Annotated in this window: 15 protein-coding genes; 2 read left to right on the forward strand and 13 right to left on the reverse strand. The window is 55.2% G+C overall.

Annotated elements, in window-relative coordinates; translation table 11 throughout:
* Positions 1-240: 240 nt before the first annotated feature.
* Positions 241-1,200: an EF-Tu/IF-2/RF-3 family GTPase gene (locus tag BP822_RS10130; RefSeq protein ID WP_286878225.1), complete on the forward strand. Its 960-nt coding sequence runs from the start codon at positions 241-243 to the stop codon at positions 1,198-1,200.
* A 10-nt stretch (positions 1,201-1,210) separates the two neighbouring features.
* Here BP822_RS10130 and BP822_RS10135 read toward each other — a convergent pair whose 3' ends face one another.
* From BP822_RS10135 to BP822_RS10160, 6 genes are all read right to left on the reverse strand, one after another.
* Positions 1,211-1,465: a hypothetical protein gene (locus tag BP822_RS10135; RefSeq protein WP_048131959.1), complete on the reverse strand. Its 255-nt coding sequence runs from the start codon at positions 1,463-1,465 to the stop codon at positions 1,211-1,213.
* 71 nt (positions 1,466-1,536) lie between these two features.
* The gene (mch, locus tag BP822_RS10140) at positions 1,537-2,511 is read right to left on the reverse strand and encodes a methenyltetrahydromethanopterin cyclohydrolase (RefSeq protein ID WP_048131957.1); all 975 of its coding nucleotides are present in this window, start codon (positions 2,509-2,511) and stop codon (positions 1,537-1,539) included.
* Between the two features lie 100 nt (positions 2,512-2,611).
* A complete protein-coding gene (locus BP822_RS10145; protein WP_273277957.1) occupies positions 2,612-3,178 on the reverse strand; it encodes a hypothetical protein in 567 nt (188 codons plus the stop codon).
* Between the two features lie 70 nt (positions 3,179-3,248).
* Positions 3,249-4,025, reverse strand: coding sequence for an ABC transporter ATP-binding protein (locus tag BP822_RS10150; RefSeq protein WP_013719033.1), 777 nt, complete (start codon positions 4,023-4,025; stop codon positions 3,249-3,251).
* Entirely contained in the window at positions 4,018-5,175 is a 1,158-nt protein-coding gene (locus tag BP822_RS10155; RefSeq protein ID WP_273271118.1) for an ABC transporter permease, read from the reverse strand. The genes BP822_RS10150 and BP822_RS10155 overlap by 8 nt, the downstream gene beginning before the upstream one ends.
* Before the next feature lie 21 nt (positions 5,176-5,196).
* Entirely contained in the window at positions 5,197-6,384 is a 1,188-nt protein-coding gene (locus tag BP822_RS10160) for an ABC transporter permease (RefSeq protein ID WP_013719031.1), read from the reverse strand.
* 109 nt (positions 6,385-6,493) lie between these two features.
* On the opposite strand from BP822_RS10160, the gene BP822_RS10165 reads away from it, so the two are divergent.
* Complete coding sequence (locus BP822_RS10165) at positions 6,494-6,934, forward strand: hypothetical protein (protein ID WP_048131955.1); 441 nt, start codon at positions 6,494-6,496, stop codon at positions 6,932-6,934.
* A gap of 110 nt (positions 6,935-7,044) precedes the next feature.
* Here the strand turns inward: BP822_RS10165 and BP822_RS10170 are convergent, their stop codons facing one another.
* The 7 genes from BP822_RS10170 to BP822_RS10200 form a co-directional block, all read right to left on the reverse strand.
* Positions 7,045-7,644: a class I SAM-dependent methyltransferase gene (locus BP822_RS10170; RefSeq protein ID WP_276619721.1), complete on the reverse strand. Its 600-nt coding sequence runs from the start codon at positions 7,642-7,644 to the stop codon at positions 7,045-7,047.
* 96 nt (positions 7,645-7,740) lie between these two features.
* A complete protein-coding gene (locus BP822_RS10175) occupies positions 7,741-8,298 on the reverse strand; it encodes a 30S ribosomal protein S7 (protein WP_013719029.1) in 558 nt (185 codons plus the stop codon).
* A gap of 5 nt (positions 8,299-8,303) precedes the next feature.
* Complete coding sequence (locus tag BP822_RS10180; RefSeq protein WP_013719028.1) at positions 8,304-8,732, reverse strand: 30S ribosomal protein S12; 429 nt, start codon at positions 8,730-8,732, stop codon at positions 8,304-8,306.
* 29 nt (positions 8,733-8,761) lie between these two features.
* Positions 8,762-9,193 carry a NusA-like transcription termination signal-binding factor gene (locus BP822_RS10185; RefSeq protein ID WP_013719027.1) on the reverse strand — a complete coding sequence of 144 codons (432 nt, stop codon included), beginning with the start codon at positions 9,191-9,193 and terminating at the stop codon, positions 8,762-8,764.
* Entirely contained in the window at positions 9,190-9,498 is a 309-nt protein-coding gene (locus BP822_RS10190) for a 50S ribosomal protein L30e (RefSeq protein ID WP_013719026.1), read from the reverse strand. The genes BP822_RS10185 and BP822_RS10190 overlap by 4 nt, the downstream gene beginning before the upstream one ends.
* 5 nt (positions 9,499-9,503) lie before the next feature.
* The gene (gene rpoA2 / locus BP822_RS10195) at positions 9,504-10,643 is read right to left on the reverse strand and encodes a DNA-directed RNA polymerase subunit A'' (RefSeq protein ID WP_013719025.1); all 1,140 of its coding nucleotides are present in this window, start codon (positions 10,641-10,643) and stop codon (positions 9,504-9,506) included.
* Positions 10,640-13,267: a DNA-directed RNA polymerase subunit A' gene (locus BP822_RS10200; RefSeq protein ID WP_273271111.1), complete on the reverse strand. Its 2,628-nt coding sequence runs from the start codon at positions 13,265-13,267 to the stop codon at positions 10,640-10,642. Before BP822_RS10200 ends, rpoA2 begins: the two co-directional genes overlap by 4 nt.
* Between the last annotated feature and the right edge of the window lies 1 nt (position 13,268).

Below are 13,268 nucleotides of genomic sequence, written 5' to 3' on the forward strand. Positions count from 1 at the left end.
ATCTGATAAATATCTATTGTCTACTGCCTGCTCTTTTCCCTGGGTACGCCCTTCGCTGCAGGGGATGATTCAGTACTCTTCTTCCGGGATTCTCTCTCCTCCTCCTCCAGGTCAGACAGATCTGCTCCGCACATCGCTGGATCTCTTCTTTCTCCCTATAAAAGCAGCATAGATGGGAATGAAAAGGCCCTATCCTGCCACCGCAAGACCTATTATCCCAAGGATAGATTCAGGCATTGTATGTCCAATCTCAATGTGGCGATCCTGGGCGCCCCGGAATATGGCAAGGAGCTGGGAAAGAAGGGCACCGTCAGCGATCTTACCTTTTACAATCTGAAGAAAGGGGAGAATACCGTTACCCTCATCGAGCCGAGCAGATATCCGGAGAGGATAGCACCCTTATTCTATGCCATCTCCATGTCCCAGAAGATTCTATTGATTGTGGATCAGATGGATCCCGCCTTTGGGGAGACGGTCCTCATGCTGGACTCTCTGGGCAAGAAAGACGGCATGGTGATACTGAGAAACTTCATAGACAAAGATCGGGTCATGCCCTTCATCAAGGGCACTGTGGTCGATAGCTATGAATTTTTGGATGATGATAAGAATGCCCTTCGCGAGAGCCTCCTGGCCCTTTCTGAAAAGATCAAGACCAGCTACGACTCTCCAACCGGGACCATGCCCGTGGATCACTTCTTCAATGTGCGGGGCATAGGCACTGTGGTCTTGGGATCGGTGGCGGAGGGGACCCTGAAGAAGCATGATGAGCTGATGGTTCTCCCGGGAGAGAAGACCGCCCAGGTCCGCTCCATCCAGAAGCATGATGAGGACTTCGATGTCGCCGGGGTGGGTGAGAGGACTGGGATCGCCCTTAAAGGGGTCGATGTTGAGGACCTGGACCGGGGGACCATCCTCACCAATGACAAATCGATCAAGAAGGTCTCAGAGATCTCAGCCATGGCCCGGATAGTTAAATACTGGCCAAGTCCCCTCAAAGAGGGAATGGTGCTTCACATCGGCCACTGGATGCAATTCGTCCCGGCCAGAGTGCAGGAGGTCTTGCCGGAGGCTGACTGGCATCGAGCTGAGCTGAAACTGAAGCTGGACAAGATGCTCGTCTTCCGGCCGGGAGCAAAGGCAGTTCTGACGTATCCTGAGGGTGGAAAGCTCAGAGTAGTGGGAACGATAGACCTTCTCTGAAGGCTAAAAGCTAGTCCTCCGAGGACGAGGAGCTGATCTCCTGCCAGTGCTTTCCCCTGGGCGGAGCCAGCCTCAATGCCTCTTCCCGCTCGGCATTCATCAGGCCGTCCAGCCAGTCGTTGAGCTTTTTGCCGGTGTTATGGGCTGCCCAGTACGACTGGAGCCTGACATGCTGGTCGCAGCGGTGGTTGAGGCTTATGCCGCGCTGGCAGAGAGGCCCGCCGCACGGCCCATGGCCCTTGAGGTCGCATTCCAAAGAATTCATCTCTTTCACGGGCTGCCCGGAGGTTTATCTAGATTATCCCGGATTTCCTCTAAACTGAATCCACTCTCCCATCAGACCGACGAATCGAGACATTCCAGGTGGAACGACTCCATCAGCACCTCATGATCGGTCTTGCCGCATACGAAAGTCCGTCGCGATTTGATCTCATTCATCACCACTTTGGCCGGTGCAAAGACGTTATGGTCCACCTTGAAGAAATCAAAACCAGCTGCCTTGAATGTCTGGTAGAAAGGCGCTCCCCAGTCCCGGGATGCAGAGGAAGGCATACCCTTCAGATACCTCTGCAGCTCTTCAGTATCCTCATAGAGGAGGGTGTAATAGGTCTCTCCGCCATAGATTATGGCATCATTGGAGGAGCCCATGCAATTGGTCGCGTCTCCGGTGATGGGCGAGATGGGCGCTCTTCCCCAGCCGCTCTTGATGGTGTTTATGTCAAAGCCCATGGTGAAGAGCTTGTGCAGGCCGGTCTCCACCACCCGCGCTGATACCTGCACCAGGCCGGCCACGGAGTCCGTGGGGGCAATGGCAATTCTAAGGTCAGCGGGATCGATTCCACACTTCTGGGCAATCGATGCCGAAACCTTCTCATCCGGCAGCTTGTTCGACTCCAAGACGATGACCCCTATATCAGAGAACTCCTCGAATCCTATCTTCTCATATAGATCCCTGGTCTTTCCCGCCAGAACCCTTGCCGGTCCGCTGCCCATGGCGAAGTACTTGTCTGCCTTGATCTGCCACATGGCGCACTGGGAGGCCATACAGGATACCGCCGGATAGTCCGTGGCCACCTGCACTCCTGGGAGAAGAATTCCGCCTATATCGCAGGGAGCGAGCTGGATGTCGGCCAGGTCGCTCATGCACAGGCGGGAAAGGTAGATGCCGGCTCCTATTCCGCCCTGAGCCTTCACTCCTGCATCGATGACTACGGTGCCATTCTCAAGCTCATAGACCTCTATTTGCAGCTCATCTCCATAGTCGAGCATCTCCTCGAAGACCTCGAAACCCATCTCATTGATTCCCATCAAGAGGAACACCTTTCCCCATCGAGAGGGACATTGTCCATAAAAGTCTATCGACAGTATTTTGAATTCAGTTCAATTCGGTTTATTCCAGAGGCGACCCATTTCAGAGGGTGATCATCGACAAGGCTGCTGAGCCAACTGGATATGTCACTCTGGCCTTGGTGCTGCCCACCTGGGCTGCTTCTCTGAAGGTATTGCTGCTGCCGATGGCATAGGTCGATTTTGCCGTTAAGCCGAGCAGTATTGGCGGAGCCTGTTCAGTCTCCATCTTGCCGAGGATACTGGTTACGGGTGCTACTGTCTGGGCGGTCTCAACTGCAACTTCAACAGGGGCAGCAACCGTCTCATTCTCCGCGGGCATGGCATCAACCACAGCTGGAACGGTCTCATTCTCAACAGCCACTGCATCATTTAAGGGAATGGTCTGTACAGGAAGGAGGGCAGTTTCATTCTGCAGCTCTACCGTCTCGTTTGCACTCACATTGATGGTCTGATTGGCGGATAGATTTATGGTTGTATTGTTTAATGTAGTGTTGTTCAGCGTAGTGTTGTTCAGCGTAGTGTTGTTCAGAAGGGTGGCGTTCAGGGAGTTATCCTGGGCAGAGACGGCCAGGACCGCAGTCATCATCAGCAGGAGGACGCCTGTAAAATATATTAATTGTTTACTCATATAATACCTCGGCCTCCTTTCAAGCCTCTAAGCTTATCAATTTTGCCACTCAAAATGATATGGATGCCCTTCAATTCTCCCTGGAGATCTGAACGACCTTGCCATCATCCTCGCCCATCACGCACAGATCGCTGGCAACAAAGCCGTCATCCTTTCGCCTCATCTCGCATACGATCTTCCCATCCACGATCCTCAATATGCGATCTGTCTTCTCCGCCAGGGTCATGTCATGGGTCACCAGGATGAATGTCTGGTTGATCTTCTGGTTCAGCTCTCGAAGCAGATTGTATATGAGCTCAGAGGATTTGGTGTCCAGGTTTCCAGTCAGCTCATCGCCTATGACGATGGAGGGATTATTGGCCAGGGCCCGGGCAACTGCTACCCGCTGGTTCTGGCCGCCGGATAGTTGATTGGGCCGGCTGTGCAATCGGTCCCCCAGGCCGACGGCTCTGAGCAGCTCCTCCCCCCGCTTATGGGCCTCGGTCTTGCTCTTATTGGCGATGAGCATGGGCATCATCACATTCTCCACTGCGGTGAACTCCGGGATCAGATGGTGGTACTGAAAGACGAATCCAAGCTCCTGGTTTCGCAGACGGGCGCGCTCATCCGGGCTGGCTCGGCTGACATCGATCCCCTTGAGGAAGATATGGCCGGAGCTCGGGGTATCCAAGAGGCCGATCATATTGAGCAAGGTGCTTTTACCGCTGCCGCTTGGGCCGACGATGGCCACGAACTCTCCTGCTTTGATCTTCACGCTCACCCCATCCAGGGCGCGGACCTCCACCCCGTTTCCGTAGATCTTGGATAGATCCTTCAGCACAATTATGTCATCATCCCTGTTATTCACTGCCAATCGCCTCCACCGGGTCGAGCCGTGCCGCTGAGTATGCTGGATAGAGCCCGGAGACGAAGTTGAGGGACAGGGCGAAGGCCAGGGCTATGACGAAGTACTCCGGCCTGGCGGCTATAACGATCCCCTCTCCTGCTGCTGCGCTTGTCACATTCAGGGGGAGAAGAGTTATCGCCCAAGCAGCAGCATAGCCCAAAACCGCCCCCAGGATCCCAGCCGGCAGGCTGATGAGCATGTTCTCCAGCAAGAATATCATCAGTATGGAGCGCCTTTTCGCCCCCATGGCCATTAGAATGCCTATCTCCCGTCTCCGTTTGCTCACCACCATTATCGTCGTATTGGCTATGACGAAGGCTGATATTAAAAGGATGAACATGTAGAAGAGAATGTTGGTGACTCCCTGGTTTCCCACGAACCTGGCTATCTCTCGGCTGAAGTCCTGCCAGCTGGTGGCCTTGTACCAGCTAGCATCATTTAGCTTTTTGGCCATGGCCGGGGCTCGGGTATAGTCCGCGAGCTTCACCCCGATCTCAGATACCACATCCCCCTCGGCCACCAGCTCCTGGGCGGTGCTCAGGGAGAGGTAGACCAGGGTCTCGTCCTTGACTGTATCCTTCTGCAGTATGCCTATCATCTTCAGTCGAAGGGAGTCGTTCTTGAGGTAGAGATAAAAGTCCCCGCCCTCTCTGATGTTCAGATTCCTGGCCAGCTCAACTCCTAGAAAAGCGCCCCTGTTATTGAATCTGAGGTCGGAGAAGTTCCCGGAGATCGTGGACTCCTGAACGCTCATCAGCCGGTCCTCAAGGGCGGGATCGACCCCTACAAACTCCACCGATTGCACATTATCCTGAAAGCGGGCCGCCCCCTGCCCGACCAGTCTCGGGGAGACGGCGAGCACTCCGGGATAGGATCCGACCTGATCAGACAGGGAACGGTACATGTTGATGTAGCTCTCGCTCTCCTTTGGGCCGATCAGAATATGAGGATTCTTGTTCACTGTATTCTCGATGATCTGGCTGCTTACGCTCTCAGTCAGACCCAGGGACATGATGATTATCGCCACTGCAATGGCTACCGAGATCAGGGTAAAGGCAGTGCCTCTCCTATTGGTCACTATATGCCGCAGGGCCACATCCAGCTCGAACATCGCTCTGTATCAGCCCCGTGCCTATCCCCCTCTCAGGGCTATGACCGGATCGATTCTGGAGGCCTTTCTGGCCGGATAAAGCGCAGCCACCATGCTCAGAGCTACCACTACAATATTGAGGAGCAGGATATCCCAGGGGTTCAGGATGAGAGGAAGGGTGGTGATCACGCTTCCCCCGGCAGCGACTTCGAAAGGGACCCGTCCCAGATAATAGATCCCCGCAAGGCCCAGAAGGGATCCTGCTGCTGCGCCGATCAGGCCCAAGAGGCTGCTCTCCGCCAGAAAGATATTGCGAATGTCCTTTGTTCTCGCTCCCATGGCCATGAGCATGCCGATCTCCTTTGTCTTTTCCACCACCATCAGGTTCATGATGCTGGCCACGCCGAAGAATGCCACCACCATGAAGAGCAGTATGGAAAGCCTGGTCCAGAACCCGCCGATGTTTATCGCCCGCATGATCTCCGGGTTCTTCTCCTCCCAGCTCCTGGCGTTGTAACCCCATGAGGAGATCAGGCCGGCCAGGCTCACTGACTGGCGGATGTCGTTCAGGCTTATCTCCACCGCATTTATCACATCCCCTTCATCCCTGAAGTTGCGGGCGGTGTCTAAAGAGACAAAGGCCACCCGATCGTCTAAGGGAGTGCCGGTCTGGAAGATCGCTGCCACCGTCAGATCGGTGCTGCGGGACCTGGGAAAGGTGGCCAAGAGCTTATCCCCCAGCTTCAGTTCCAAAGAATCGGCCAGCTTCACCCCGATCGCTGCATTTCGGTCCTGCTGAACGCTGACAAAATCGCCCCGGACCAGGGACCCTTGAATCTTGTATATCTTATCTATATCTAGAGGATCAGCTCCTTTTAACAGGGCATTCTTGGTCTTATCCTTGCGGGAGAGAGTGGCCGGGGTGGAGAGGGAAGCAGCAGTGGACCTCAGGCCCGGCTGGGAGACGATCCGATCCAGCAGGCTGTTATAGAGATGAATGAAATCCTCTCCCTCTCTTGGCTCGACCACCACATGAGGCAGCTTCTCCTCCACGAGATTGGTGAGTATCTGCTGCTGGCCGTTGATGAGTGAAGAGAAGATTATGGATATGCTTACCGCCAGGGCGACCGCCAGGACGGAGAGGAACGTCTGTCGCCTTCTCCGAATCACATGCCGCAGGGCTATGGTCAGGGGAAGTGGGTTTAGAAGATGGGGAGAATTCGGATCCATTTTTTGCCAATCATCAGGGAATTGCTCCTATCCATTTAGACCTGACGCCAGTGGATAAAATATTTAAGGAATTTCTGCAGTGGTGAACAGAGGCAAAGAGGGGGATTGAATGGCACTGGAAGGGATTAAGTCAGCAGCAATCTTGCTCATACTGCTGGCGTTTCTCTGTGCACATGCTTCGGGTGTGGAGAACAAGACGGCTTACACCCGGGATGGGGTGCACTTTGTGAGCAAGGAGCGGATGGAGGAGAACATATTGTATGAGTATGCCCGATCGAGCGATTATCGTGAGGTTCAGGTCCCTCTGGATACAATCGTTGTCGGCGCATCTGTCATTCCTGAGCTGGGGGGAGAGGAAGAGATGCAGGAGGCGAAAGGGGATGAAGGAGAGAAAGGGAAAAAATCTCCAAATGCCGAAGAGAATGCTCCCCGATATCCTTATGCTGCTATTGGCGTTGGAGTGCTGTTGATCTGCGGCCTGGTTGCATCGGTGGCCTGTATCTGGAGCAAAAAAGGTCGGAGGGGTCGCCGAAAGCTCAGGCGAAGGTAGAGATCATGGCCAATTGATTGGAACGGGAGATCAGCTATCAGGCCTTGTCTGGGCACTGGCCCATAGAATCTTTTGATAGCGATCTAGATGAAAAGAGCTATCGGCTATTCTCAGCCCTTAAGAAAGATCGCTTCTATCTGGGATCGAACCAGATACCTTCCTCTCACTCGCATCTTCCAGCAGTTGCTCTCGATCGAGGCGGGCACCAGCCGGCAGAATAGCTCACTGGTCTCAGATTCAGTGAAGTAATGGGTGATTATCCCAGAACCCCGCAGGAATGTAGCTTCTTCCACCTCCTGGCCTTCGCCCATACGCATATCGAGCCATCCAAACTCCCGAAAGAACAGCTTTCCACCGGATTTGAGCACCCTCGAAACCTCGCTGGCGAGGGCCCTGCGCCCCGGCAGGAAGAGGTGGCCGGCCACATGGTAGGCGAATACGTCGTCGAAGCTCTCACTTTTGAATGGGAGTCTTTCAGCATTGGCCAGGATCAGATCGGATTGGGGATGGGATCTACTGCACAGGCGCAGGGCAGGAAGAGATATGTCCAGGGCAGCGATCCTCCAGCTGCGAGGCATAGCGGAGAGGGTCTTGCCGTCTCCGCAGCCCAGCTCCAGGACACGGGTCCCCTCGGGCAGATCGGGCAGGTTGCGGACTCCACCTCCCCAGAGCCGACCCCGGGTAGAGTAGTCACTATCCCAGGACTTCATGGTCATATTCGCCCGGCCGATCGTCCTAAAAACAGATTTAATAGGCGCTATCTGCCTGATTGGCCAGCGCCTATCCTTCTTAATATGTAACCGATCTTATCTTGCTGCTTTGGCCACGCGCTCCACGCTGTCCTTGTGGTTTATGGCGTAGCTCTTAACATCGCGGTTAGCAGCAGCGATGATCTCATCGGCCAGGGCCGCCTCTGCAGTCTTGGTCTTCTTGAATGAGGCAGCGTGAGCGCCCTTGGCGATAAACATCAGTGCGGTGTCCACCCTTCTCTGAGGTGCGGTGTCCACTGCTTTGGGCACAGTTATGCCGCCGTACTTGAGACGCACGACCTCTTCCCGCGGCCCGGCGTTGGCAATGGCCTGGCCCAGAACGGTAAGGGGATTCTCCTTGGTCTTTTTGGCGATGATGTCAAAGGCCCCTTCCACTATGGCATAAGCCTTGAGCTTCTTGCCGGTGTTCTTCTCCTTGCGCATCATCTTATTGACCAGACGCTCGACGATATGCTGCTCAGACTTCTTGAACTGCTGCTTTGCATGCTTTCCGCCGGAGTGCATGACCGCTTTTGGCGCAAGGTTCATGTATCCTCTCACTCCGGGATCCAGGACCTCTGTCTCGATATTCTCCCATTTGCCGAATACCTTCATGTCGATCACCTCACCGGCTTCTCTTTCCTGCCCCGCACAAGCTCTTGCAGGGATACGTTATTGACAGCGATGACCTTGAATCTGACTCCAGGGATATCTCCCATGGATCGGCCCTGACGTCCGCCGATGCGGTCTACTAGGACCTCATCGTGCTCATCTATGAATCCGATGGCTCCATCGCCCGGAGCAAAAGCCGTAACCTGACGGCCGTTTTTAATGAGCTGAATGCGCACTGCCTTTCTTATGGCCGAGTTGGGCTGTTTGGCCTCAATGCCGACCTTCTCCAGGACAATACCCCTTCCCATGGGCGCTCCACCCAGGGGATCAGCCTTCATCTTGCTCCCTGACATCCTGCGGATAAACTTGGGATGGCTCCACCTCATTGTCTTCCTATCACTCTCCAGTTTCCTGGCTGCATAGATTCCATTTCCCATTCATTTCACCTTGAATAAATCGTGATCCATCATTGAATTATAATATCGTCAACGCCATGGTGCCTCTGTGCAAGCATCTTGGCCTTAAGTATGTTGCGACCATCCCTGCCGATGGCAATGCCCTTGTCCTTATTTGCTACCTCTACATAAGCCAATCGCTTGCTATTCTTGTTCACGACCATGACGTTCTTGATGGCCGCGGGCTGGAAGAGGTTTTCCAGGAACTCTTTAACGTCCTCGCTATACTCCACGATTTCTATCTGCTTGCCGACTGATTTCTTGACTCGGTTGATGTTCGAGCCTTTTCGGCCAATAGCAGCGCCCATATCTCCTTTCTTGATGACGAAGATGATCCTCTCGTTCTCCTCGTCTACCACACAGTCCCTTGCCATGCCTCCCGTGAGGCTCTCAAACAGAGCTATATATCGTATTCCTTCTGTGGTGAGCTTGAACTCACTCATGCCTCAACACCCCGGATCTCACGCTGCAGTGCCATTATCTCCGAGTCGCCTGGCTCGATGATGGCCAATGCAGCCACGGAGAAAGGTTTTCCGCAGGCAGATCCGAGGTCCTTGCCCATTCCCTGATAACCGTAGACCGGCAGGTCCATGGTCTCCAGCTGCATCCGCACGTCTGCAGGGCAGTCGAGGGCATAGACTATGAGCTTTGCCTGTCCGCCAAGTCCTGCTTCAATGGTCCTATTCGATCCTAGCATCACATTTCCAGTTCTGATGGAACTTCTTAACGCTCTATCTACATTGATCATCGTTATTACCTCTTGCTTGCTACCAGCTTCACGTCTCCGGTGCCGAGCTGTATCGGCTGGCCCACGATGACGTTTTCCGTAACACCCTTGAGATCGTCTACATCTCCTCTCACAGCAGCATCCAGGATGTGATTGACAGTGACCTCGAAGGCCGCTCTGGCCAGAACGCTGGCCTTCTCACCCGATACGCCATGTCGACCGATCTGCTTGAGCTCTCCGTCTACAGTCATGATGTCCGCCACCAGCATGATATGGCGGACATCCACCGATAGGCCCTGCTCGCGCAGGGTATCTGTGGCCTCGTTGATGATGGCGTTTCTGGCCGCTTCTATACCCAGAACCTCGCCGATCTCGCTTATATTGTTGGTCTTGATTCGGGTGGGGTCCACTCCCTCGAACTGCATAACCTTCTTGAGGGACGAGCCTTCAGTATAAAGGATATACTCGTCTCCCTCCTTCCTGATCACCACCCTCTTGATTCCTTCCACCCCTTTTAGGGAGAGCTTCTTTATCTTCTCCACCAGCTGAAGCAGTTCCCGGTAGGAGGGCTCTTCCGGTGCCATTACCAGGAGGTTCTCCTTCTGGTCCACATCCAGGCCCGTCTCTTCCTTCAGCTTTGCTGCCACCTCCTCTGCAGTGATCTTGCGTTGCTCGAGGGCCCCGGGGTTGAGCTCGATGATCACATTCATCTCCGCGAGATCAGTGGCAATCGATCCCAGGTGGAGTATGGAGGAGGACTCTATGGCCCAGGCGACCTCCCTGGCCAGGTCACGATCATGAGCATACTCTGGAGTCAGTTTGATGGTCATTGTGGGGGTGGAGGGGATCTTTCTTGCGTCCACGATCTCGATCAGCCTGGGGAGCCCCAGGGTGACGTTGATCTCGGCCACGCCGGCGTAGTGGAAGGTTCGCATCGTCATCTGGGTGCCAGGCTCGCCTATGGACTGGGCGGCGACCACACCCACCGCCTCGCAGGGCTCAACCCGTGAGTGCTCGTAGTCAGCCTTCACCTGGGATACGATCTCATCGATCTCCTCAGAGCTTATTTCTGCTCCCTTCAACTCGTTTTGAATTGACTCTTTGATGCTTTGGGGAAGCTCTACTCCATCCAGTCTCTCCTGGATCTCCTTTTCTGATAGGCTCATGCCGACTCCTTCTTCAGCACGTTCTTGATGATGCGCTTGACGTTATCCGTGCTGGCATAGTCCCTCCTGGAGGCATCAACCCCATCCTCGCCGTACTTGAACTGGACGATCATCCCTCTCGTCTCCTTGACTGTGCCATCATATTTGACCTCCAGATCCTGCAGGGCGTTGACCAGCCTTCTTTGCAGGTAGCCGCTCTGGGATGTTCTGATGGCCGTATCCACCAGACCCTCGCGACCGCCTATGGCGTGGAAGAAGAACTCGGTGGGATTCAGGCCGTCCTTGTAGCTGGACTCCACGAATCCGTGTGCTTCTGCTCCCAGGTCTCCCCGCCGGAAGTGAGGCAGGGTTCTGCCAGCATAGCCGCGCATGATGCGCTCGCCTCTCACCGACTGCTGGCCGACGCAGGCCGCCATTTGGGTCAGGTTGAGCATGCTGCCCCTGGCTCCGCTCACCGCCATCACCACCCCGGAGTTGTCCAGGCCCAGGTACCTTCCGGCGATCTTGCCGGCGGTGTCTCGAGCTTTGCCCAAGGTCTGCATGATCCTCATCTCCAGGGTCTCATCCAGGGTGCGGCCGGGCAGAGGCTCGAGCTCTCCTGCGTTATAGGCCTCGATGAGCTGCTGGGCCTTCTCCCTGGCAGTACGGGTAGTCTCTTCGATCTGATCTACTGCTTCAGGGGGAATGTCCTCGTCATCTATTCCGAAGCTAAACCCAGCGTGCATTATGCCCCTCAGGGCCAGGCGGGTCATTCTGTCCAGGAACTCGCTCGCCACGGAGGGGCTGTACTCCTTTATTATCCTGTCTGTTATCTTGCCTTTGAAGGCCCCCACCGCCTTGGCGTCTATGGTCCCTATCTTGAGCTGGCCGTCCTGGATGACTACGTAGGCATCGTTCTCGCACTCCTCGTTCTTGCAGACATCGCAGTTGTAGCAGAAATCGGCCTTGAAGTTCAGGTCCAGGCCTCGAGGGAGGATGAGGCTGAATATCTGCTTTCCCGTCCAGTAGGGCTCACCATTAAGTTCTCCCTCGGGTGCGGGAAGCTCGGTTATATCGAACTTCTTCAAGAGTTCCATCGCCCCCCGGCGGTCAATTGGCTTTCGCCCGTGTGTCAGCAAAAACGAGCCGGTCACATAATCGTGGATGCCGCCGATGATGGGGCCACCGAACCTGGGGGATAAGATGTTCTCCTGCACCCTCATCAAGATCTCAGCCTCTGCCCGGGCCTCCTCGGTCTGGGGCACATGCATGTTCATCTCGTCGCCATCGAAGTCGGCGTTATAGGGAGGGCAGACCGCCGGATTGAGCCGGAAGGTCTTGTAGGGCATTACCTTCACCCGGTGGGACATGATGGACATCCGGTGCAGGGATGGCTGGCGGTTGAACAGGACTATATCGCCATCGGCAAGCTGGCGGTCGATCTTCCAGCCGATGTCGATCTGCTCTGCGACCTCCTCACAGTTCTTGTCTGTGACCTTGACCCTCCTCTGGTCGGGACGGGTGACGTAATTGACTCCCGGGTGCCGGTCCGGACCGCGGCGCACAAATGTCTTCACTATCTCCATGTTCCTGGAGTTGGCAATCATGGGCACAGATAGCTCCATGGCTATATCCATGGGCACGCCCACCTCGCCGATGCTGAGGTTGGGATCGGGGGATATGACCGTCCTGGCGCTGAAGTTGACCCTCTTGCCGGATAGAGATCCTCTGAATCGTCCCTCCTTCCCTTTCAATCGCTGGGAGAGGGTCTTCAAGGGCCTGCCGGAGCGGTGGCGGGCAGGAGGAACGCCGGAGACGGTATTGTCCAGGAATGTGGTTACATGGTATTGCAGGAGCTCCCACAGATCCTCTATGATCAGCTGGGGAGCTCCAGCCTCCCGATTCTCCTGGAAGCGTTGGTTTATTCTGATGATATCCACCAGTTTGTGAGTGAGGTCGTCCTCGCTCCTCTGGCCCGACTCCAGGGTGATGGAGGGGCGCATGGTCACCGGTGGCACAGGGAGGACGGTCAGGATCATCCATTCAGGCCTCGCAGTCGCCGGATTCATGCCCATGACCTGGATATCCTCGTCCGGGACCTTCTCAAACCGGTCGCGAATGTCTGAAGCGGTGAGCTTGTGGCCCTCCTCTATATATGATAAAGGCCGCTCGAACTTGATCTCCTGCTGGGGAGCGCCGCAGTAGGGGCAGGTCTTATTCTTTCTGGCCTCGGCGAATACCTTGTTCACCGTATCGTCGGTCATCTGGCCCAGCCGTTCCAGCTCTTGGATCTGCTCCAGGTACATCTTCTTCTCATTGTCCTTGAGCATCAAGCGGGAGCAGTCTCTGCATATGGCCCGCAGGACCTTCCGGATCAGCTTGGCAAAACCAACGTGGATGACCGGGGCGATGAGGTCGATGTGGCCGAAGTGGCCGGGGCACTCTCCAGGCCTCCCGCCGCAGGACCGGCAGCGCAGGCCTGGGTCGATGACGCCAAGCCTCGGGTCCATAAGCCCCATCTCAATGGGAAAGCCGTCATCATCGTAAGTATCAGCGGTGATGATCTTGACCACGCTCATCTTTCTAAACTCTTGGGGCGAGATCAGGCCGAAGCGGATCTTGCCTATTCTCTTGGGTACAGTCATA

The sequence above is a fragment of the Methanosaeta sp. UBA458 genome (genome assembly GCF_002496085.1).
GTDB classification, from domain to species: Archaea; Halobacteriota; Methanosarcinia; order Methanotrichales; family Methanotrichaceae; genus Methanothrix; species Methanothrix soehngenii.

Coding starts and splice junctions, on each gene's coding strand:
- BP822_RS10130 (WP_286878225.1), top strand. CDS start 241: ATGTCCAATCTCAATGTGGCGATCCTGGGCGCCCCGGAATATGGCAAG.
- BP822_RS10135 (WP_048131959.1), bottom strand. CDS start 1,465: ATGAATTCTTTGGAATGCGACCTCAAGGGCCATGGGCCGTGCGGCGGG.
- BP822_RS10145 (WP_273277957.1), bottom strand. CDS start 3,178: ATGAGTAAACAATTAATATATTTTACAGGCGTCCTCCTGCTGATGATG.
- BP822_RS10155 (WP_273271118.1), bottom strand. CDS start 5,175: ATGTTCGAGCTGGATGTGGCCCTGCGGCATATAGTGACCAATAGGAGA.
- BP822_RS10160 (WP_013719031.1), bottom strand. CDS start 6,384: ATGGATCCGAATTCTCCCCATCTTCTAAACCCACTTCCCCTGACCATA.
- BP822_RS10165 (WP_048131955.1), top strand. CDS start 6,494: ATGGCACTGGAAGGGATTAAGTCAGCAGCAATCTTGCTCATACTGCTG.
- BP822_RS10170 (WP_276619721.1), bottom strand. CDS start 7,644: ATGAAGTCCTGGGATAGTGACTACTCTACCCGGGGTCGGCTCTGGGGA.
- BP822_RS10175 (WP_013719029.1), bottom strand. CDS start 8,298: ATGAAGGTATTCGGCAAATGGGAGAATATCGAGACAGAGGTCCTGGAT.
- BP822_RS10180 (WP_013719028.1), bottom strand. CDS start 8,732: ATGGGAAATGGAATCTATGCAGCCAGGAAACTGGAGAGTGATAGGAAG.
- BP822_RS10185 (WP_013719027.1), bottom strand. CDS start 9,193: ATGAGTGAGTTCAAGCTCACCACAGAAGGAATACGATATATAGCTCTG.
- BP822_RS10190 (WP_013719026.1), bottom strand. CDS start 9,498: ATGATCAATGTAGATAGAGCGTTAAGAAGTTCCATCAGAACTGGAAAT.
- rpoA2 (WP_013719025.1), bottom strand. CDS start 10,643: ATGAGCCTATCAGAAAAGGAGATCCAGGAGAGACTGGATGGAGTAGAG.
- BP822_RS10200 (WP_273271111.1), bottom strand. CDS start 13,267: ATGACTGTACCCAAGAGAATAGGCAAGATCCGCTTCGGCCTGATCTCG.